Consider the following 20,485-nt stretch of genomic DNA (forward strand, 5'->3'; position numbering starts at 1 on the left):
GTGGTTGCGACATTTGACCAGATAAAACCTACCAAAATAAACCTGTCCCTTTTTGGTAGGTTTGAGAGAGGGGCCGGGATGGATAAGGCCGAGTTGCGGCGGGCGATAATTGCCCGGCGCGACGCTCTAGATTTGGATATGCGGGCGGCAAAGTCTGCTGCTGTATGCGCGCGGCTCGTTGAGTTGCTGGGCGGCTCGGGTCCCGTGGCCCCGCGCACCGTTGCCGTCTATGCCGCCATGGGCTCCGAGGCAGATCCTGCCGCGTTTGCCGCAGCGGCCGCAAAACACGGCTGGCGCGTGGCCTATCCGTGCATGTTCTCGGCAGCTGACACCGTGGCTTGTGGCCAGCGCATGTGCATGCGGGCAGTTGCTGCCGGCGATGCGTCCGAGGCCCCGTTTATCGCCCACCCTACGCGGGCCTTCGCAGCCACGGACGTCGACAGCAGCCGTTTTCCTATCGTGCCTGCCGAGGCGCTCGATATGATCGTCGTGCCGCTCGTAGCCTTCGACCACACCGGCGCGCGCCTGGGCTACGGCGGCGGCTGCTACGACCGCTACCTGCCCACGATCTCGCCCGCATGCCAAATCATCGGCATCGCCTTTGACGAGCAGCGTGTCGACCACGTTCCCACCGACACCCACGACCTGCCGCTACCCCACATCATCAGCGCCTAACCGCCGTTGTATCGCACCCGCAAGATGGGCATCCGAAAATCCACGCTCGTCACGCCGCAGCCGCAGCCACAACCGCGGCCGTAGCCTAGTGCTCCTCGCCGGCGCGGGCCAGGTCGTAGGGCGTGGTCTGGTAGACGTAGTAGTTGAGCCAGTTGGTGTAGAACAGCTGAGCCTGGCTGCGCCAGACGTTGCGCGGCTCGGCGGTGGGGTCGTCACCTGGGAAGTAATGCGCCGGCACCTGGGGGTTGAGCCCGCGCTTCACGTCGCGCTCGTACTCCAGGCGCAGCGTGTCGGTATCGTACTCGGGATGGCCAAAGACAAAGAAGCGGCGACTGTCGGTCGACTTGACGATGTACAGGCCCACCTCGTCTGATACGGCCACGACCTCAAGCTGCGGCTCGGCCTCCACGTCCTCGCGGCGCACATCGGTATTGCGTGAATGCACGGCATAGAAGCGGTCGTCAAAGCCGCGGACCAGCGGGCTTTGCGGCTTCACCAGATAATGCTCAAACACGCCGCTCGCCTTGGCCGGCAGGTCGCACTTCTGGATACCGTAATGATGGTAGAGTCCTGCCTGTGCACCCCAGCAAATATGCAGCGTAGAGTGCACGTGCGTGGTGGACCAATCCATGATCTGGCAGAGCTCGGGCCAGTAGTCGACCTCCTCGAACGGCATCTGCTCCACCGGCGCGCCCGTGATGATCAGGCCGTCGTAGTGAATATCGCGGATGTCGTCGAACGTACGGTAGAACGTCTCCAGGTGGCCGGCACTCACGTGCGTGGCCTCGTGCGTCTTGGTGCGTAGCAGGTCCACCTCTACCTGCAGCGGCGTGTTGGAGAGCTTGCGCATGATCTGCGTCTCGGTGGCGATCTTGGTTGGCATGAGGTTGAGGATGAGCACGCGCAGCGGACGGATGTCCTGGTGCAGCGCGCGGTACTCGGTCATGACAAAGATGTTCTCGCTCTCGAGCTGCGCGGCGGCAGGGAGGGCGTCGGGGATGCGAATGGGCATGGATGCTCCTTACGAGTCAGTTGCAGCTATGGTACAACGAGCGGCCCCATCCGCGCGAGTGCATCGCCCCGAGACACCGTCAGCGGCCCAAATCACTCCAAAAGTAGAGATTAAGGCATGTCCCAAAAATCTACGGCGCTTTAGCCTAGCAAAGTGGCAGCAGGACGCTACAATGGTTCGATGCGAAAAACTCGGCCGAAAGGATACGTATATGTACCAGACGCGTAAGATCGGTGTGGTCGGCCAGGGCCACGTAGGAGCACATGTCGCCAACAGCCTGCTCATGCAGGGCATTGCCGATGAGCTGTACCTCTGCGATATCAACGAGGCAAAGGTGACGTCCGAGGTCCAGGACCTGCGCGACTCCCTTTCGTTTGTCCCGTACAACACCAAGATCGTCAACTGCTACGACCACTACGAGGAGCTGGCCTGCTGCGACGTCATCGTCAACGCCGCCGGCAAGGTCGCACTGGCCGCCGGCAACCGCGACGGCGAGCTGTTCTTTACCACCGACGCCGCCCGCACCTTTGCCAAGCGCATCGTCGATGCCGGCTTCGACGGCATCTTCGTGAGCATCTCCAACCCCTGCGACGTCGTGTGCACCGAGCTGTGGCACCTGACCGGCTACGATCCCAAGAAGATCATCGGCTCGGGCTGTGGCCTGGACTCTGCCCGCCTGCGCACCGAGATCTCCAAGAAGGTCGGGGTGAGCCCCAAGTCCATCGACGCCTACATGATCGGCGAGCATGGCTTTAGCCAGCTGGCCGCCTTTAAGGCCGCAACCATCGCCGGCAAGAGCCTCAACGAGCTTCAGGCCGAGAACCCCGACAAGTACGCCTTCGACCACATGGAAGTCGAGGAGCTCGCACGCAAGGGCGGTTATGTGACTTACGCCGGCAAGCAGTGCACCGAGTACGCCGTTGCCAACTCCGCCGCGCGCGTCTGCGCCGCCGTGCTGCACAACGAGCACGCCGTGCTTTCGGCCTCTACGCTTATGACCGGCCAATATGGCGAGGAGGGCATCTTTACCTCCCTGCCGTGCGTGATCGGCGCCGAGGGCGTCGAGGAGGTCTACACGCTCGACCTTTCCGAGCACGAGCTCGAGGGCTTCCACAAGAGCTGTCAGCATATCCGCGACAACATCGCCCAGCTCGACTGGTGGGACGCCGAGGCCTACGACGCCAAGTAGTCCGCCGGTTGATGCGACAACTCACTCATACGGACACAATGTAAAGCGGGCCGCGCCGGAAACCCACCGGCGCGGCCCGCTTTTTGACTCACGCGACACGCCTGCAGATTTAGGTCTAATACTTTTCCCGAAAAGTGAACGAGCAAAAACGAGCCCTCGAAGCATCGGCACTTTGTGGAGACCATTTCCTGCAGTTTCATTAAGATTTTCCTGCTGTTTTGGCGTCAAAAAATGTCGATGCTTCGGGGGTCCAAAATAGGTCGTTCACTTCTCGGGAAAAGTATTTGACTTCGTTTTCGACAAACAGAAAGGGGCGCCGTGACGCAAACGGGGCCCGCGCTTGGCGAAGGCCCCGTCATGAAAAATCGCGTTCCCCGTTACCTAGTACCGCTCGACGCCCATGTAGCGGCGAACCTCGGGACTGTGGTCAAATACCTTGCCGCGGGCGGCGCGCAGCTCACAGCTCATCGCATAGAAGAAGATCGGCTCCAGGTACGAACGCACGCTGGCAGGAACCTCGCCCACGCCGTACTCAAGCGCATCGAGCACCATGACTGTATCGGTGTGCGTGTTGAGGAATGCCAGTGCGCGCTCCTCCATGGGGCGACACTCGCCAGCGCCAAGCTGCACAAAGTAGAACACGCCGGACTCGGTAGCCTCGAAGGGACCGTGGAAATACTCGCCGGAGTGGATGTAGCAGCAGTGCTGCCACTGCATCTCCATGAGCGAGCAGATGGCCATGGCGTAGGTCTGGCTAAAGTTGGGGCCGGAGCCCAGGATATAGAAGAACTTGTGCTGCTGGCAGAGCTCGGCAAAGCGATCGCCCAGCTCGGCGTTGACCTTCTCGCGGGCAGCGGGCAGCAGTGCGTCCATCTGCTTAAGGCCGGCGTACATGTCGGCGAGCGCCTCGTAGCCCTCCTGCTGGTCGAGCAGCTCGGCGGCGATCAGAGCGCCGATGCCCTGCGGAACTTCGGCCTGCGACTCGCCCTTGCCCCACGGGTAAACCCAGGTGGTCCACTTGCCGTTATCGATCTTGGAACCCGCGTAGTCAGTCATAGTCACGACCTCGGCACCGGCGGCCAGCGCCATCTCGCAGCCGTCGACGACCTCTTGCGTGTTACCGCTGTGGCTACAGGCGATGACGAGCGACTTCGGCCCTAGACTCTTGGGGGCCATAAGGCAAAACTCGCGCGCCGTGTAGACCGTCGAGGTAAACGTGGTTGCCTCGCGCTTGAGCAGCTCATTGGCCGGCATAAGGTCAATCATCGAACCGCCGCAGGCGATCCAAAAGACATTCTCGATCTTACCCTTGCGCTCGATAATTTCCTGAACCAGATCGTGTGCATTCACGGTGACATTCCTCCCTGTGTGGCGGCTTTGAGCGGCGACAGCTCGTACCTGCGGTCGTTCTATGTTGTCCTATTTATAGCACGCAAGCTGTCGCAGGTGAATTCATTTCACCAAACTTGTTCTGTATTGTTCTATCTATGGACGTTAGATGTCGAACACGTAGCGCGAGCCCACGATCTTTTGGCGCCCGAGCAGCAAGGGCCGCTCGTCCGCATCGGTAAAGTACGCCTCCATATAAAAGAGCGGCTCGCCGACCGGCACCTCCAACAGCGGGGCCGTCTGAGCATCAGCGAGCGCGATCTCCACGGTACAGGGATCGGACTTGAGCGGTGCGCGGCCCGAATGCACGGCAACGAGCGCAAAAATCGAATTGTCGGCGAGGTCCTCGTCGGCAAGCTGCTGCAGATAGGGATGGTCGGCCAGCACAAAGGCGTTGTTCTCGAGCATGACGGGCACGCCATCGGCCGTGCGCACGCGCTCGACCACGATGAGCTCGCAGCCGGGTTCCACGCCAAAAAACGCCGCGTCCTCGCGCGCCGCCGCAACCACCGTGCGCGATACCAGGCGCGCTCCGGCCGCCATGTCGTTGGCAGCGCAGGCCTCGGTAAAACTCTGGACGTCGCCTTTCTGGACAATCTTGCGCTTGAGCTTGGGCGCACACACAAACGTGCCCCTCCCCTGCTGACGGTTGAGATATCCCGCGCGCGACAACTCCTCAATGGCGCGACGCACGGTAATGCGCCCCACGCCGTAGGACTTCGCGAGCTCCATCTCGGAAGGAATGCGCGAGCCGGCAGCGTACACGCCGCGCGCGATCTCGCCCTTTAGGTCGTCCATAACCTGCTGGTACAGCGGCACGGCGGACACGTCAGTACGGTCGGTCTTGCTATCGGCTGCCATCGTTACGCTCCATCCCGTGCATGCTCGGATTCAAACTCTTCAATCGCCGCCATAAACTGCTCGCCAAAGGCGTCGGCTTTTTTCTCGCCAATGCCGTTGACCCGGATAAGCTCGTCGCGCGTCTGAGGGCGCAGGCGGCACAGACCGCGCAGGGCCTTATCGGAGAAGACCATGTACGGCGCCATCTCCAGCTCGGTCGAAATCTCCTTGCGGAGTGCCCGCAAGCGCTCGAACAGCTCGGCATCGTCGCCCACGCGCGGGCGCTGATCCAGCTCGGCCTCCTCGCGCAGCAGATCCACCGCACGGCGGGCGCGGGCCGAGGCCTTGCGCTTGGATGCACGACGCTTAACGGTAAAGGCAAACGCCTCGTCCTCGACCTCGCCGGCACGCGGGCCCAGTCCCACGACCGGGTACTGTCCCTGTGAGGTTGCCAAATAACCGCGGCCGCACAGCTGCCCGATGATGTCCTTGATGCGCCCGACCGATTCGCTCGACAGCTCACCGTAGCCGCGGTCCTCGTCCAGATGCATCTGGCGAATGCGCTCGGTGTTGCCGCCGTGGAGCACGTCGGCGATCAGCGACTTGCCAAAACGCATGGGACGCGTAGCCACATAGCGCACGGCGGCGCGGGCCATATCGGTGACGTCCTCGACCTCGAACTGCGTGAGGCAGTTGCTGCAGTTGCCGCAGCCCTCGGCGTCGTCCGTGGCGGCACCGCTAGCACCGGCCGCGTCGGTATGCTCGGCCGCAGCCTCGTCGCCAAAGTAGCGCAGCATGTATTCGCGCAGGCAGCCGGTGGTATTGCAGTAGCCCTCCATCTGGCTGAGCAGACGGTATCGATTCTGGAGCGCCCACGCGCGTTGCTCGTCATCGAGCGCCTCGTCGGCAACATCGCCGCGATCGTTCAAAAAGCGACGCATACGAAAATCATTGCCGTTCCACAGCAAATGGCAGCTGGCTGGGTCGCCATCGCGGCCGGCGCGGCCCGCCTCCTGGTAGTACGCCTCGATGCTCTCGGGCACGTTGTTGTGAATCACGTAGCGCACGTTGGGCTTGTCGATACCCATGCCAAAGGCGTTGGTGGCAACCATTACCTGGATATCGTCGTCGATAAAGGCGCGCTGGCTTTGCCGGCGGGCGTCGTTGCCCATGCCGGCATGGTAGCGGCCAACGCGAATGCCGCTGGAGCCCAGCGCCTCGGCAAGCTCGCTTGCCAGCGCATCGACGGTCTTGCGAGTCGAGCAATACACGATGCCGCTTTCGCTCGAATGTGCGATCACATAGTCGCGCACCCACGCGGCCTTGGCCTTGTCGCCCATCTCCTCGCAGCCAAAGTAGAGGTTCTTGCGATCGAAGCCCGTCACCACCGTCGCGGGGTTTTGCAGGCCGAGCATCTGCTGAATGTCCGCACGCACGCGCTCGGTCGCCGTAGCGGTAAAGGCCGCCACGATGGGGCGCTGCGGCAGGGAATCGATGAACTCGCGAATCTGCAGGTAGGCGGGACGGAAATCCTGGCCCCACTGGCTTACGCAGTGGGCCTCGTCAATGGCCACGAGCGGCACGCCAATGCCGGCGGCGGCCGCGGCCTCCCGCGCAAAAGCTAAAAAGCGCGGCTCGAGCAGACGCTCGGGCGCCACGTACATAAGCTGGTAGCGGCCCTCGCGCGCCCGCTTGAGCACGGTGTTTTGCTGGGCCGGAGTAAGACTGGAGTTGAGATAGCTGGGTCGCGCACCCGCCGCGAGCAATGCACGGGTCTGATCCTCCATAAGCGACAGCAGCGGACTCACCACAAAGGTGATACCGGGCAGCATGAGCGCGGGCACCTGGTAGCAAATGGACTTGCCGGCGCCCGTGGGCATAACGCCCAACGCATCGCGGCCGGCAAGGATCGCATCGACCATGCGGTCCTGCCCCGGGCGAAACGAGGTGTAGCCAAAATAGGCGCCGAGCGTATCGAGCGCCATCTGCTGCATGCTATCGGTCATGGTTTCCTAACGTCCAAGTCATCTGCCGCCGATTATACGCCGCCACGCGGACCGGTGCCGCACGGCTGCCGGTCACGGGCAATGTAATCCGATGGGAACGAGCGTGGATAATCTCCCACTTTGAACCCGTACACAGGCCAAAAACGGAAGATTATCCACGCTCATTTTTTGGTGAAGGGCAGCTAATTTGGGACGGGGCTATTTTGACTACTTTTACATGCAAAGTAGTCAAAATAGCCCCGTCCCAAATTAGCTGCCCGAATCAAGGCAACGCCGATGTTTTGGCAACGCCAGCGAGCGCCCGTCATTTGAGCCAAGGTGCCGTGAAATGAAAAGGCGCTGACCTTCTGGTCGCGCCTTTGAAGTTGAAAGGCAGATTGCCGCTCTGGCGGGCTTGCAGCGTCAACTGGTTACGCGGTTTGGTAAAACCGCGTAACTTACATGACCATAACGTAGCGGCTACCCACGTAGTACTGCTTGCCGAGCAAAACCGGCTCGCCATTGGGACCGGTAAAGCCGGCACGCAGGTTGAGCAGCGGATCGTGCGGAGCGATGCCCAGCTCGGCCGCCTGCTCGGCATTGGCGCGAACGGCCTCGACCGTGCGGTAGCCAACCGAGGCAATCGGCGTTCCACCAACACGCTCGACCTCGGCAAAAATCGACTTGTCCTCAAGATCGGCCGTCAACAGCTCACGGTAGGCGTCAAAGGGCACAAAGATGTTCTCCTCAAAGATGGGCTCGCCGTCGGCCGTACGCACGCGCTTGATATGCAGCAGCAGCGCATCCTTCTGCAGGCCAAAGAACTCCATCTCGTTTTGGCGCGCCGGAACGATCTGGCGATCGATTACATGCGCGCCGGCCTTCATGCCATTGTCGGCACACAGCGCGGTAAACGTCTGCAGCATCGAGGCATGAAACTGGCGGTTGATGTGCGGCGTGGAGACAAACGTGCCACGGCCTTGCTGTTTAACCAGATAGCCATCGGAACACAGCTCCTCTACGGCGCGGCGCACCGTAATACGGCTCACCTCGTACTGCTCGGCAAGCTCAAGCTCGGACGGGATACGCTCCTTGGGTGCATAAACACCTTTCTCGATCGAATCCTTGATTTCGTCGTAAATCTGCTGGTACAGCGGCGCATTTTTGGGTGCAGGCATATCTAATCACTCTTATCGAAATATCAGAATAACAAATACGTATATAACGTCTAGTTTTATGTTACCTCATAACGATAAAACGATACACCCTCCCTACCAAAAAGGGACAGGATTGAGCAGAGCCGGCAAAATGCCAAATACCTTACTTGCCGTCGTCCTGCTGCAAGCTGTCCTGCTCGCTGAGGCGCACCTGCCTGCTGGCCATGCGTGCGGGCTTGTCGGGATCGGGAACAGCCGTGGGCATGGGTTCGTCGACATGACCGCCCCACCAACCGCCCACAAAGTTGAGCGTGTGGAACACGTTGATCACGGCGCCGGGATCAACCTCGCATACCAGCCTGATAATGTCCTGGCTCTCGTAGGTCGAGACAACGGTGTGCAGCAGGTACATCTTCTCGCGGCTGTATCCGCCGACGACCTCGGCGCAGCTAATGCCGTGCTGAAAATGGTTTACGTAGGCAGTCATAACCTCGTCTGCCTTACGCGTCGTGATCTGCAGCGTCACACGATCGTAGCGATGATAGAAACTGTCGATGGTCTTGGTCGAAATAAACTGAAACACAATGGAATACGCCGCCTTGTCCCAGCCAAACATAAAACCAAAGATTGCCAGGATAAAGCAGTTGAAGCCAAAGATGACGCCCCAGATGGTCTTGCCTGTGTGGTTGGAGACCCACAGCGCAATAAAGTCGGTGCCGCCGGTGGATGCGCCGGACTTAAGCGCGATGGCAGCACCCAGGCCCGAGACCACGCCGCCAAAAATGATGAGCATGATCTTGTCGCCCAAAAACGGCGCAAAGTGAAAGACGTTGAGGAACAGCGACGAGAGCACGACCTGCATCAACGAGAAGATGACGAAGCGCTTGCTAATGCCGCTCCAGCATAGGAGCGCCACGGGGATGTTGAGTGCGAGCATACCGAGCGAGATGTCGATGTGAACGCCGCCTAGCGAGGTAACGCGATCGAGCAGGACCGCGACACCGGTAAGACCACTCGGAAGCAGGTCAGCGGGCCGAATGAACGCCTGGATCAGGAATGTCTGGAGAACGGCAGAGACCGTGACTGCCACGGTAGTAATGGCACGGCGGACGATGGTGAGGCGGCCGAGTACGAGCACGCGGTCCGTGAGCTGATCGATGGCATCCGCCACGCAGGCTCCTTTCGAAGGCAGATATAGTTGTGGGGCATGCCCGCGATTGTAGCATGGAGCGTGCGGGGGCGCCTCAATTCACCCTCTCTCGACAACCATCAGAAGGACCGTGAGGCCGCTCAAAAGAAAAACGCCGTGAAGAGAGCGATCCCTTCACGGCGAATTCGGCATTTGCCCAGATAAAACCTGCCAAAATAAACCTGTCCCTAAATGGCAGGTAGGATGTCACACAGATTGTCGATGACAACGTCGGCGGCAGACTGGTCCAGGTTGACGCCCTCGTGCGGACGCAGCGCCAGGACGCGGGCGCCAGAGCGCTTGCCAGCCTCGATGCCCAGAGGCGAATCCTCGATAACCAGGCACTCGGAAGGCTCCATCCCCAGCGCCTCCATGGCACGCTGGTAGATCTCGGGGTCGGGCTTAAACGCACTGCACTCGTGACCGCTGATGGTGTAGTCCAGCACGTCGGCGATGCCGGCAATCTCCACCAGCTCGTCGATCAGCTCGCGATAGGACGAGCTTGCGATGGCACACTTCACACCGCGCTCATGCAGCTCACGCATCACCGGCTCCGTCTGCTCGTTGAGAAGCTCGGCATACGGAACGGGGTGGCGCGGGCTGTAGACCTGCTTGTACTCCACGCGCAGGCGCTCACGCAGCTCAACATCGTCGGGCACCAGCGACTTCCAAATGGCCGGCTCGTTAGACCCCGAAAGGTCGGGGATCTCGTCAAAGTGGAACCCCTTCTCTTCCATAAACGCCACGCGGCGACGGTTGTAGAACCACTCGGTATCGACCAGCACGCCGTCCATGTCAAACAGCACTGCCTTGATCATACGCTCCTCCTTCCACCTGCCAAAAAGGGACAGGTTTATTTTGGTAGGTTTTATCTGGGGTTTGCGGCGCGACAAACACGCCCCCAAAGCAAAAAAGGGGACGGGGCGAAAACCCCATCCCCTCTCAATCAACCCGTAAGGTCTACTTACTTGTGATTAGTAGGAAAGCTTCCACATGTAGCGACGCATGGTCAGCGGGTGCTGACGGGCCTCGGCGATCTGGTTGCCATACTCGCGCATAACGGCGAGGTGCAGCAGCGGGTTGAAGTAGGTGACGACGCTCGCGGGCACGGCGTCAGCCAGGCCGTAGTCCTTGGAGTCGATCAGAGCGACCTTGGCGCCCATGCGCTTAAGGAAGGTGAGGGCGCGGGCGTCCATCGGACGGGTAGCGCCATCGGACATGAAGAAGACGTAGGGCTTACCCTCGGTGGAAACCTCGAACGGGCCGTGGAAGTACTCGCCGGTGTTGTAGGCGGCGGCGTCGATCCACTGCATCTCGGTGAACAGGAAGGCGGCGTGAGAATAAGCCATCTTCTCGGAGGCACCGGAAGCCATGAAGTAGATCATCTTGTCGTCCTTGAAGTCCTCGGCGAACTTCTTGGCGAGCTTCTTGCAGGACTGAGCGGCGTTCTCGCAGAGGTCGAAGATGTTGGTGAGACCGGTGATCATGTCCTCGTAGTGGTCATAGCCCTCGGTCTGCTGAAGGATCTCGAGAGCAAGAGCGATGGCATAGCCGGGCTTCTCGCACTTGGCAGCGTAGTTGGCGTGGAAGCCGTGGATGATGACGTGGTCGGCGTCGACGGTCAGAGCGGAGCCGGCCTTGTTGGTGAGGGAGACGACCGGGCAGTTGTGCTTCTTAGCGGTCTTGTTGGCCTCGACGGTCTCGGGCGTGGAGCCACCGAGGGAGCAGGTGATCACGAAGGTGTGCTCGTTGACCCAGGAGGGCGTGTCGTAGTTGAACTCGTTTGCGGTGAAGATCTGAACGTTCAGCTTGTCCGTGTTGTTGGCCAGGAAGTACTTGGCGGGGTAAAGGTCGGACATGGAAGCGCCGCAGCCGACGAAGGCGACGCTGTGGATCTCGTGGTTGGACAGGACGTCAGCGACGATCTGCTTAGGGAGGTTAAGGTCGATCTCGTACATCTGACACATTCCTTTCGATTTTTGCGACGCCACTTTGCCGGACGTGCGCAGGGCTACCGTGATTTGGACCGAGTCGCCGGCCCATTGAAGATGTGACATAGGGACTGTCCCTTTGACACATTTAGGGATGGGAGCCTGCCTGGGGTATGGGATGCCAGGCAGGCTCCCCGGGGAAAGCGGTTAGACGCTTGGGCGCGACTAGGCCAGGATGCCGGCCGCGGAGAGGGCGATGCCGCCCACGATGGCGATCACAAGAAGCCAACCGGTGTTGACGTTCTTCTTGATGAGCCAGTACATAAGGCCGGTGAGGCCAAGGGAAATCATCTGGGGCATCATGCCGTCCAGGATGTCCTGGATCACGACGGTGCCGTCAGCGAACTGCAGCGGGGTGGTGGCGCCGATCAGCGTAGCGATCATGCCGCCCACGGACATAAGACCCACGATGCCGCAGACATACATGAGCTTCTCCATGAGGTCGCCGCCCTGAAGCTTGCTCAGGTACTCGTGGCCGCCCTGATAGCCCATCTTGGCTGCGAACCAAGTGATCAGCACGGAGGGCACGATGGAGATGAGCATGGCCAGGATCGGGCCCATGATGGAGCCCTGCTGAGCCAGCTGAACGCCCAGACCAAAGGCGATAACGCGGATGGTGCCCTGGAAGAAGGAGTCACCAATACCGGAAAGCGGACCCATGAGGGAGGTCTTGACCGCGTTGATCGAATCGGGATCGAAGTTCTCGGGATCCTTGGCGTACTCCTCCTCCATGGAGGCGGCGAGGCCCAGGACGAAAGCGCTCGTCTGCGGAGTGCAGTTGTAGAACGCCATGTGACGGCGGTAAGCCTCTTTCTTGGCAGCGAGCTGCTTGGGGTCGGACTCATCCGGATAGAGGCGATCGAGCGTGGGAACCATGCCATAGAGGAAGCCCATGTTCATCTGACGCTCGTAGTTCCAAGAGGCCTGGATGGCCCAGGAGCGCCAGAAGAACTGGCTGACCTTCTTGTTCAGGGACACGTCCTTGGTTGCGGTTGCCATAGTGTGTTCCTCCTTAGTCTTCGTCGTCTTCGAGCGGATCGTAGTCGGAATCGACACCGGCGGCTGCATGGGAACCGTTGAACTTGAAGCCCATGAAGACGACAGCCAGGCACACACCGATCAGAGCGACCGCGATGACGGACAGGTTGAGGTAAGCGGCGAGCAGGAAGCCGATGAACAGGAACGGAGTCATACCCTTCTTGATCATCATGGTGAGCAGCAGCGCCAAGCCGTAGGCGGTCATGATCTTGGTCGAAACGTTAAGACCAGTGGACAGCCACTCGGGGACCATGTTGACGATGGCCTGAACCAGGTCGGTGCCAACAAAGACGGCGAGGAAGATCGGCAGGAAGTACATGACGGCGTACAGACCAGTGCCGACGCAGATGTGCATACGGTAGGCGGTCTTGAACTTTCCGTTATCGATCGCGCTATCTGCCACATGGGTGAGGGCGGCGATGATGGAACGGAACACGATGCCGAGGAGCTGACCCAGGACGGCGACCGGGATGGCGATCGTCATGGCGGTCTCGGCGGAAGCATCGGTCAGGCACGCAAAGGCAGCGGCCACGATGCCGCCCAGGACCATATCGGGCGGAACGGCAGCACCGACCTGCACCAGGCCCATGGACACGAGCTCGACGGCGGCACCGACGGCAAGGCCAGTGGGCACATCGCCCAGCAGCAGACCGACGAGCGTAGCGCCAACGAGGGGCTGCTCGAAGTTAAGACGACCGAGCAGGCGGGAGTCCCACATGCAGAACACGCCGACGAGGCCGACGAGCACCGCACTGATGAACGTATTCATACCCTTCTCCTTTCAGTCAGGCAAAAGCCTGGTTGACTACAGCTTGGCGTCGATGTCGACGCTCTGATACGTGGGGGTCTGCTGGACATAGAGCTTGATGCCCATGTCGAGCAGCTGGTTGATGTCGGCCTTCTGCGTGGCGTCGAAGAAGACGGAGCTGTCCTTGCCGCCGACCTGATCGGCACCGTCGTGGTTGGCGGTGGCGCCCAGGTTGATGGCGTCGAGCTTGTAGCCCTGGCAGAACTGCAGCATCTCGGCAGTGTTGCCAAAGACGAACATGACGCGCTCGCCGAGGGTGTTGAGCTTGTCCATCTTGGCGAGGGCACGCTCGACGGTGAAGACGTTCAGGCGCACGCCCTGGGGCTTGGCCAGCTTAAGAGCACCCTTCTTGATGTCATCGTTGGCGGCAGCGTTGTCGACGACGATGATGCGCTCGGCCTGAACCTTGGTGGTCCAGGTAAAGACGACCTGACCGTGCAGCAGACGGTAGTCAAGACGTGCGAGGACGATCTTGGCGGGACCGGAGCTGTGACGGGACGCCTTGGCCTTCTTGGCGGGAGCCGCGACGGCCTCGACCGGTGCGTTGGGGTTGGTCAGACCAGTGCGGGCCTCGTTGATGAGGGCCGCGAGCTCGGTGCCCTTGACGGGGGCGGGGCTCATAGCGAGCGTGAGCGCCAGCGGGATGTTGAAACCGCTGACAACCGTGAACTTCGTGCCGTTCTTGGAAAGCTCGACCATGCTGTTGTTGACCGAGCTGCCGAGCATATCGGTCAGCACATAGACGGTGTCGTCCGCGTTGAACGTGGCGATCATGGCGTCCACCTTATTGGTGATGGGCTCCTTGTCGTCACGAGCAAGCGACACGACGTGGACGTTCGACACGTCGCCGAGAACCATCTCGAGCGTGTCTTTGGCGCCTGCGGCCAGGCCGCCATGAGATGCGAGAATGATCTGATTCATCTTGCCTCCTCCTTCTCGTTATGGTCATTATAACGTCTTATACGCTACTTATATTGATAATTAGTATAAAGACCGTTCGCGGTTAAAAATCGACCGTTTACGGGTTTAACGTACTCGAAACGTTGGGGCTGGATAAGCGGACACTGGCTGGATAACCCCAGGTCGGATGCCGCACGCAATTCCCTATCGCACGAAGTACCAGGGACTTTCCTGTACGGTGGGCTCCAGCGCGATGCCGGTGCGTTCCTTAAACAGATCCATGTCCTGCGATTTCTCCGTCCACCACGCGTTGGGCTTAAAGGTCATGCTCTCAATGACATGGCCGACAAACACACTGTTGCGCAGCTTGGAAAAGTCGGTATTCATGATCAGGATAGACGCGAGCACCAGCACGATGCCCAGGACCTTGATCGCGCCGGCGGGCTCGGCGTAGACACCAATGCCCAGCAGTACGGTGACAACTGTCTCGAATGACATTACGACGGGAACTTTCGACGTCTCGAGCCCCATGGACAGACCCTGCATATATAAGATGTAAGCCACGGCTGTGGGGATGAGTCCAAAACCAAGGAACAGCAGCAGCAGCTGTGGCGACATTGCCGCGGCGACATCTGGCCACGGAGCCGCGATAGCTGCCATAACCGCACCGCCAAAAACAAAGCCCCAAAACGTGACAGCCAGCGGGTGGACCGTCTTGGTTGCTATCCGGCTAAACACCGCGAGCGACGCACCACAAAGGCCTGCAATCACACCCGACGTGACGCCCCAAACCGAAAAATGAAAACCGGAAAGGTCGCCATTGGTCACTGCAAGCACGCAGCCAACGATGTTAAAGACAATGGCAACGAGCTTGTTAGGGGTCACGTCCTCGCGATAAAGCACGCGGCCGAGCATGACGCCAAACACCGGCGAGGTGTAGAGCAGCACCGAGGCCGTGGACATGCCCACCTCGCCCATGCACTCGTAATAGCAGGTGTTGGCGGCGGCCAAACCGACGATACCGACAAGCGCGCAGGGAACAAGCTCTTTAGGGCTTGCCTTGAACAGGGTCAGCGGACCCGATACTTTTCCCTCACGAGCACCTCCCTGGCAACCCATGAACGCCAAGACCGGAGCCATTAAGACGGCACCCGACAACAGGCGAAAGGCCGCCATGCTCTGAGACGAAACACCCATGGCCGAGATGCCGTTTACAAAGATTCCGATGCTGCCCCACATAAGCGCGGCGATCAGCACCAGCACATAGCCCAGATTGCTTTTCTTCAACGCAGCCTCCTCGGTATTGTTTCCAATATGTTTCATACTACGTTATAGTCGTTATATACATTTTTCAAGCCACAAATCGCCGAACGGAAAAATCTGCTCCCCCACATGGTCATTGGTACTCGTTGGGGAGGTACTTAAACGACTAGTCATTCAGGAACGTCCCCAATGACTAGTCGTTTAAGTACGTCCCCAATGACTACCCAACGGCTAGGACTGTCCCCAACTGCCGGCAGAAAGGGAACGTCCTCAACTGCCACATCTGGACCAAGGCGACGCCGATGCTTTGGCAACGTCAACGAAAACCCGCCAGAGCGAGCAAGGTGCCTTGAAGCGAAGCGGCATTGACCTTCTGGTCATGCCGCTGAAGCTGAAAGGCAGATTGCCGCTCTGGCGGGTTTGCAGCGTCGAGCCGTTACGCGGTTTGGCAAAACCGCGTAACTCCTAGTAGTCGAGCTTCCACATGTAGCGGCGCGTCATATAGTCCTTGTGGGTGACGGCAGAGAGCGCGCGCATGTAGACGTTGTTGAGGATCGGCGCGAAGATCAGGTGGTTGAAGTACTCGCTCACACTGTCCTTGATGTCGTTGAGGCCGAGCTCCTTGGCGTCGAGCTGATAGACGCGCTCGCCACCGTACTGGTTGACGAAGCGGATGCCGCGCTCGTCGTTGCAGCGGCTGCGGCCGACGCTGATGAGCTGGAACAGCGAGGTACGCTTGTCCAGGATCTCGAAGGGGCCATGGAAGAAGTCGCAGGTGTTGATGGTGCAGGAGTCGATCTGTAGCATCTCCTGCACGTTGCAGATGCTAAAGACGTAGGCGGCACCAAAGAGCGGACCCTGAGCCATCACGTTGATGCAGGGCTTGTCGGCGTTCTGCTCGGCCCACTTGGCAGCAAGCGGACGGGTGTACTCGACGGCCTTGCGATAGATGGGGTCGACCAAGTCGAAGGCGGCCATGGCGGTCTCGTACTCGGCATAGCCCTCGGTCTGCTGCGTGAGCTCCATGGCGATCATGGTCACGACGGCGGAGTTGGTGCGGCCCATGCAGGACTCGTCGACGGCCAGGCTGTCGTACTGGATCTTGTAGTCGCAGACCTCGGTGAGGGCGGATTCGTCAACATAGATGGCGATGGTGCTGGCGCCGTGGTCCTTGGCGACCTGGGCGGCGACGATAGTCTCCTTGGTGCCGCGCATGGACACGACGACGGCCAAGGTGTTCTCGTTAACGTAGGCAGGGGTGGCGTGCACGAACTCGTTGCTGGTGTAGCTGGAGCTCACGACCTGCGTGGCCTCGTGCTCCATAAAGTACTGGGCAGGATAGTTACCGCCGTTGGATCCGCCGGCGCCAATCCACACGACGCGCTTGATGCCGCCCTTGTCTGCCTTGTCGGCCAAAACCTGGGAGACGACATCTTTAACCTGTTCCTGAGTAGTCATCGTGCATCAGCCTTTCTTCTCGTTTGATGCTCATCACAGGCATACAAGTTACATACATGTTTTGGTTATGTCGACTAGTTGTATGCTATATTTGTCTTAGATATTTTGCTGCTGCGGTTTTCGGTAGCTCGCTACCAGCAGTTTTATTGTTTTATTTAATACATGCTTGCTTAGGTAAGCATACAGGTTAGATATAGGTTGGCAATATGGGCGTCACATCTAAAAAGAAACTGACCCAATACGAGCGCTTGGCGGGCACGCTGCGCGATCGCATCGCTGCCGGCACGTATGCGCGCGGAGACAAGCTGCCGTCCGAGATGGAACTCATGGACGAATCGGGGCTGTCACGCAGCACCGTACGCCACGCCCTTAAGGTGCTCGTTGATGAGGGCCTGGTGCGCACCGAGCGCGGGCGTGGCGCCTTTGTGGCCGACACGCCCGCGCTCCACGAGAACAACCTGGTGTTTTCGAGCTATACCAAGCAGGTCGAAGGCCAGGGCATGAAGCCCACCACGCGCACCGTGGACTCGGGCTTTGCCAAGGCGGCCGGCAGCATAGCTAAGTTCTTTGACGCCGCCGTGGGCAGCAAGCTCGTCAAACTTGTCCGCCTGCGCTACCTGGACGACGCGCCGCTGTGCCTGGAGACCACCTACCTGCCGCCAAGCTTCGAGACGCTCATCGATCGCGATATCAACGGTTCGCTCTACGCCACGCTGCGACAGGAGTTCCATCGCGCACCGGCACAGGGGCATAAGACCTTTGAGGTGTGCTATGCCTCGCAAAACGAGGCGTTTTTGCTCAACGTTGAGCGCGGGCAGGCGCTGATCCTGATCACCGACTACGTCTACGACACCGACGGCCGACCGCTCCATGTCTCCAAGCGCATCCAACGCACCGACCGCGCCAAATACACCGAACCCATCGGCTAACCTGCCAAAATAAACCTGTCCCTAAATGGTAGGTTTGGGGAGGTCGGGGAACCAGGTTGGTTTGGGTTGGTTGGGCGTGCGCTCGGCTAGGACCAGCTCCATCCAACACATGTCGTACCAGCGACCGAACTTTTGGGCGCAGCGGTCGAAGGCACCCACCAGGCGATACCCCATATGGGCATGGAAATCCTGACTGTTGTGCGTCAGATACTCGTCGTCCTTGTCGTGCGGCACGGCGATGAGCGCGCACATGTTGGTGATGCCCATCGCGATCAGGCATTGCTTGAGCGCATCGTGCAGCTTGCGGCCCAGCCCGCCGTGGCGCACATCGCGCGCCAGGTAGATCGACGTCTCGACCGACCAGTCGTATGCCTCGCGGCTGTTGAGCGGGCTCACATAGGCATAGCCTACCGGACGCCCGTCCAGCTCCATCACCAAATACGGGTAGCGCTTGAGCGTACGCTCGATACGCCCGGCGAACTCCTCAACGCTCGGCACCTCGTATTCGCAGGTAATCGCCGTCTGGCGCACATACGGCTCATAGATGGCAAGCAACGCCGGCGCATCGTCGGGCGTCGCCAGGCGAATCGTCGGCTCGGACATTTCGGTCATACAACCCTTCCCCCTCAAAAACAAAGGCTGCCCTGCGCCAAGCTCAGGCGCAGGGCAGCCCCTTGTCACTACATCAGGCTACAGGACAGCCGCCAACGCGTCGATGTCCTCCTGCGTCGTGGCCCAGCTGGTGCAAAAGCGCACCACCGTGTGGGTCTCGTCGTACTTTTCCCAGTACTCAATCGAGGCATGCTCGCGAATGCGGGCCATGTCCTCGTTGGGCAGAATCACAAACTGTTGGTTGGTCGGCGTCTCCAAGAAGAACTGGTAGCCGCGCTCGTGCAGCACGCGACGCAGCGCCTGAGCGGTCTCGATCGCCTGGCGACCAATCTCAAAATACAGGCCGTCGGTAAAGAGCGCCTCAAACTGCACGCCCGTCAGGCGGCCTTTGGCAAGCAGCGCGCCATGCTGCTTAATACGCGGAATGGGATGCGCCGGGGCGTGCATACCGCAGAACACCACAGCCTCTCCGCAGAGCGCGCCGCACTTGGTACCGCCGATGTAGAACACGTCGCACAGCTGCGCCAGCTCGGGCAGGGTAATGTCGCACTCATCGGCCGCCAGCGCATAGGCCAGGCGAGCACCGTCCACAAACAGCGGAATCTCGCGCTTCTGGCACACTGCGTGAATCGCCGCGAGCTCGGCCTTGGAGTACAGCGTGCCGTACTCGGTCGATAGACTCACGTACACGGCACCCGGAAACACCGTGTGCTCGTAGCTCTCGTTTTCGTAGAACACCTGGATATAGTTCTCAAGGTCCTCGGCGTGCATCTTGCCCTCGTAGCCGGGGATGGTGAGCACCTTGTGGCCGCCAAACTCGATGGCGCCCGCCTCGTGGCAGGCGACGTGGCCAGTCTCGGCAGCAACGACGCCCTCGTACGGCGCGAGCAGCATGTCGATCACCGTCGCGTTGGCCTGCGTGCCGCCCACCAGAAAAAACACGTCGGCATCGGGGGCCTGACAGGCCTCGCAGATAAGCTGCTTGGCACGCTCGGTATGTGCATCGGTACCGTATCCGGGCTGCTGCTCCATATTGGTGTCGACGAGCGCCTGCAGCACCGCCGGGTGTGCGCCGTGGGAATAATCGTTGTTAAACGCGAGCATGGCAATCCTCTCTTACCGGGTATCGGCCAGATGATTCAAACGGAGCTATTGTACGCCGCTGGGATAGGCAATGCGCGCGGCAAGGCACTCAAGTGCCAGCACCAGGGCAAAACCGCAGCTCACATCACTCAAAAAGTGCGCTCCGATTACGATGCGGCCAAACGCGACGAACGCCACAACCACAGCCGCCGTCCAAAAGACCACACGACGGCGCGACGGCTTTTCCTTAAAGGCCGCTGCGGGAAGCCCGGCGAGCATAAGGCCGATCGCCGCGTGCGCCGCGTGTCCGCTCGCAAACGACTTAAAGCCGTCCTTGACTACACCGGCGGCAATATAGGCCCGCTTGTCGGGGTTGCCGATCACCCACCACGGCTGAAACTCGAGCCCCGGCGTCACCTCGACCACGCGCATGCGCGGGCGCGACCACAGCGGCTTGACGATCACGTTGAGGATGATAGCCTGAGCGACCCACACGGCAAGCACCATGAGCGCCCAGCGTGTGAGCTCATCAGGCTCGGTCGTGCGCGTGAGGCGATAGACGATAAGGTTGGCGACGATGGCCAGCACAAACGTCAGCACCAACTGAGCCACGATGAGTTTGCCGCCAACCCTCAGGGACGAAACGATCTCGTAGCCGGTCAGGCCAACATTGACGAGGATGCCGAGCACGGCGAGCCATTTGCTCCCCCTGGAGTCGGGACGCACCGCACGCACGAGCATAACGCCCGCGACGCTCGCCGTCAGCTCAAACGGCAGCTCGCCGGCCGCCTCGATAAAGCGGCCGTACACGCTGCCGATGTTGAACAGCGCGCTCGAGATCTGATAATCGAAGAAACTGCCCACGCCCAGGCAGAGGACAAGGATAGCCGCGATAGCAGCGGCATCTTTCTTATAAATGTACCCGAACATGCTTTCCTTTCGATGGAACCAGATTGCCCAAATGGGG

19 protein-coding genes are annotated in these 20,485 nt (G+C 60.1%); 3 read left to right on the top strand and 16 right to left on the bottom strand.

The window, feature by feature from the left end; genetic code table 11:
• The first annotated feature begins 78 nt into the window (after positions 1-78).
• Positions 79-675 carry a 5-formyltetrahydrofolate cyclo-ligase gene (locus tag ACTQ48_RS06845; protein WP_441570439.1) on the top strand — a complete coding sequence of 199 codons (597 nt, stop codon included), beginning with the start codon at positions 79-81 and terminating at the stop codon, positions 673-675.
• An 85-nt stretch (positions 676-760) separates the two neighbouring features.
• On the opposite strand, the gene metA is transcribed toward ACTQ48_RS06845, so the two are convergent.
• Positions 761-1,687, bottom strand: coding sequence for a homoserine O-acetyltransferase MetA (metA, locus tag ACTQ48_RS06850; protein WP_427795205.1), 927 nt, complete (start codon positions 1,685-1,687; stop codon positions 761-763).
• Positions 1,688-1,898: 211 nt separating this feature from the next.
• Here metA and ACTQ48_RS06855 point away from each other — a divergent pair, with 211 nt between their 5' ends.
• Positions 1,899-2,876 carry an L-lactate dehydrogenase gene (locus tag ACTQ48_RS06855; protein ID WP_152067319.1) on the top strand — a complete coding sequence of 326 codons (978 nt, stop codon included), beginning with the start codon at positions 1,899-1,901 and terminating at the stop codon, positions 2,874-2,876.
• Positions 2,877-3,257: 381 nt separating this feature from the next.
• Here ACTQ48_RS06855 and ACTQ48_RS06860 read toward each other — a convergent pair whose 3' ends face one another.
• From ACTQ48_RS06860 to ACTQ48_RS06915, 12 genes are all read right to left on the bottom strand, one after another.
• Complete coding sequence (locus tag ACTQ48_RS06860; RefSeq protein ID WP_441570440.1) at positions 3,258-4,226, bottom strand: SIS domain-containing protein; 969 nt, start codon at positions 4,224-4,226, stop codon at positions 3,258-3,260.
• Between the two features lie 144 nt (positions 4,227-4,370).
• Positions 4,371-5,126 carry a GntR family transcriptional regulator gene (locus ACTQ48_RS06865; protein ID WP_441570441.1) on the bottom strand — a complete coding sequence of 252 codons (756 nt, stop codon included), beginning with the start codon at positions 5,124-5,126 and terminating at the stop codon, positions 4,371-4,373.
• Between the two features lie 2 nt (positions 5,127-5,128).
• Positions 5,129-7,111 carry a RecQ family ATP-dependent DNA helicase gene (locus ACTQ48_RS06870; protein WP_441570442.1) on the bottom strand — a complete coding sequence of 661 codons (1,983 nt, stop codon included), beginning with the start codon at positions 7,109-7,111 and terminating at the stop codon, positions 5,129-5,131.
• A 437-nt stretch (positions 7,112-7,548) separates the two neighbouring features.
• Positions 7,549-8,268, bottom strand: a complete 720-nt coding sequence (locus tag ACTQ48_RS06875) for a GntR family transcriptional regulator (RefSeq protein WP_441056551.1) — start codon at positions 8,266-8,268, stop codon at positions 7,549-7,551.
• A 142-nt stretch (positions 8,269-8,410) separates the two neighbouring features.
• Positions 8,411-9,418: a YitT family protein gene (locus ACTQ48_RS06880; RefSeq protein WP_441570443.1), complete on the bottom strand. Its 1,008-nt coding sequence runs from the start codon at positions 9,416-9,418 to the stop codon at positions 8,411-8,413.
• Between the two features lie 206 nt (positions 9,419-9,624).
• On the bottom strand, positions 9,625-10,254 hold the full coding sequence (locus ACTQ48_RS06885) for an HAD family hydrolase (protein ID WP_441568184.1): 630 nt from the start codon (positions 10,252-10,254) through the stop codon (positions 9,625-9,627).
• A 156-nt stretch (positions 10,255-10,410) separates the two neighbouring features.
• A complete protein-coding gene (locus ACTQ48_RS06890; protein WP_441570444.1) occupies positions 10,411-11,394 on the bottom strand; it encodes an SIS domain-containing protein in 984 nt (327 codons plus the stop codon).
• Between the two features lie 198 nt (positions 11,395-11,592).
• A complete protein-coding gene (locus tag ACTQ48_RS06895; protein WP_154518549.1) occupies positions 11,593-12,426 on the bottom strand; it encodes a PTS system mannose/fructose/sorbose family transporter subunit IID in 834 nt (277 codons plus the stop codon).
• A 13-nt stretch (positions 12,427-12,439) separates the two neighbouring features.
• Positions 12,440-13,234, bottom strand: a complete 795-nt coding sequence (locus tag ACTQ48_RS06900; RefSeq protein WP_154518546.1) for a PTS mannose/fructose/sorbose/N-acetylgalactosamine transporter subunit IIC — start codon at positions 13,232-13,234, stop codon at positions 12,440-12,442.
• A gap of 36 nt (positions 13,235-13,270) precedes the next feature.
• Entirely contained in the window at positions 13,271-14,194 is a 924-nt protein-coding gene (locus tag ACTQ48_RS06905; RefSeq protein ID WP_154518543.1) for a PTS mannose/fructose/sorbose transporter subunit IIAB, read from the bottom strand.
• 183 nt (positions 14,195-14,377) lie between these two features.
• The gene (locus tag ACTQ48_RS06910; protein ID WP_441570445.1) at positions 14,378-15,460 is read right to left on the bottom strand and encodes a DMT family transporter; all 1,083 of its coding nucleotides are present in this window, start codon (positions 15,458-15,460) and stop codon (positions 14,378-14,380) included.
• A gap of 441 nt (positions 15,461-15,901) precedes the next feature.
• Positions 15,902-16,894, bottom strand: a complete 993-nt coding sequence (locus ACTQ48_RS06915) for an SIS domain-containing protein (RefSeq protein ID WP_117648180.1) — start codon at positions 16,892-16,894, stop codon at positions 15,902-15,904.
• A gap of 206 nt (positions 16,895-17,100) precedes the next feature.
• Between ACTQ48_RS06915 and ACTQ48_RS06920 the strand changes: the two genes are divergently transcribed.
• Positions 17,101-17,823, top strand: a complete 723-nt coding sequence (locus tag ACTQ48_RS06920; protein WP_427747834.1) for a GntR family transcriptional regulator — start codon at positions 17,101-17,103, stop codon at positions 17,821-17,823.
• Between the two features lie 21 nt (positions 17,824-17,844).
• On the opposite strand, the gene ACTQ48_RS06925 is transcribed toward ACTQ48_RS06920, so the two are convergent.
• The 3 genes from ACTQ48_RS06925 to ACTQ48_RS06935 all read right to left on the bottom strand — a co-directional run bounded on the left by ACTQ48_RS06925 (position 17,845) and on the right by ACTQ48_RS06935 (position 20,448).
• A complete protein-coding gene (locus tag ACTQ48_RS06925; protein WP_118238204.1) occupies positions 17,845-18,435 on the bottom strand; it encodes a GNAT family N-acetyltransferase in 591 nt (196 codons plus the stop codon).
• Positions 18,436-18,513: 78 nt separating this feature from the next.
• Positions 18,514-19,539 (bottom strand): threonine aldolase family protein, encoded by a 1,026-nt coding sequence (locus ACTQ48_RS06930; RefSeq protein WP_441570446.1) that lies wholly within the window; start codon positions 19,537-19,539, stop codon positions 18,514-18,516.
• Positions 19,540-19,584: 45 nt separating this feature from the next.
• The gene (locus tag ACTQ48_RS06935) at positions 19,585-20,448 is read right to left on the bottom strand and encodes a phosphatase PAP2 family protein (RefSeq protein WP_441570447.1); all 864 of its coding nucleotides are present in this window, start codon (positions 20,446-20,448) and stop codon (positions 19,585-19,587) included.
• Positions 20,449-20,485: the final 37 nt, after the last annotated feature.

The organism is Collinsella sp. Sow4_E3 (assembly GCF_052116285.1).
In the GTDB taxonomy this organism is placed as follows: domain Bacteria; phylum Actinomycetota; class Coriobacteriia; order Coriobacteriales; family Coriobacteriaceae; genus Collinsella.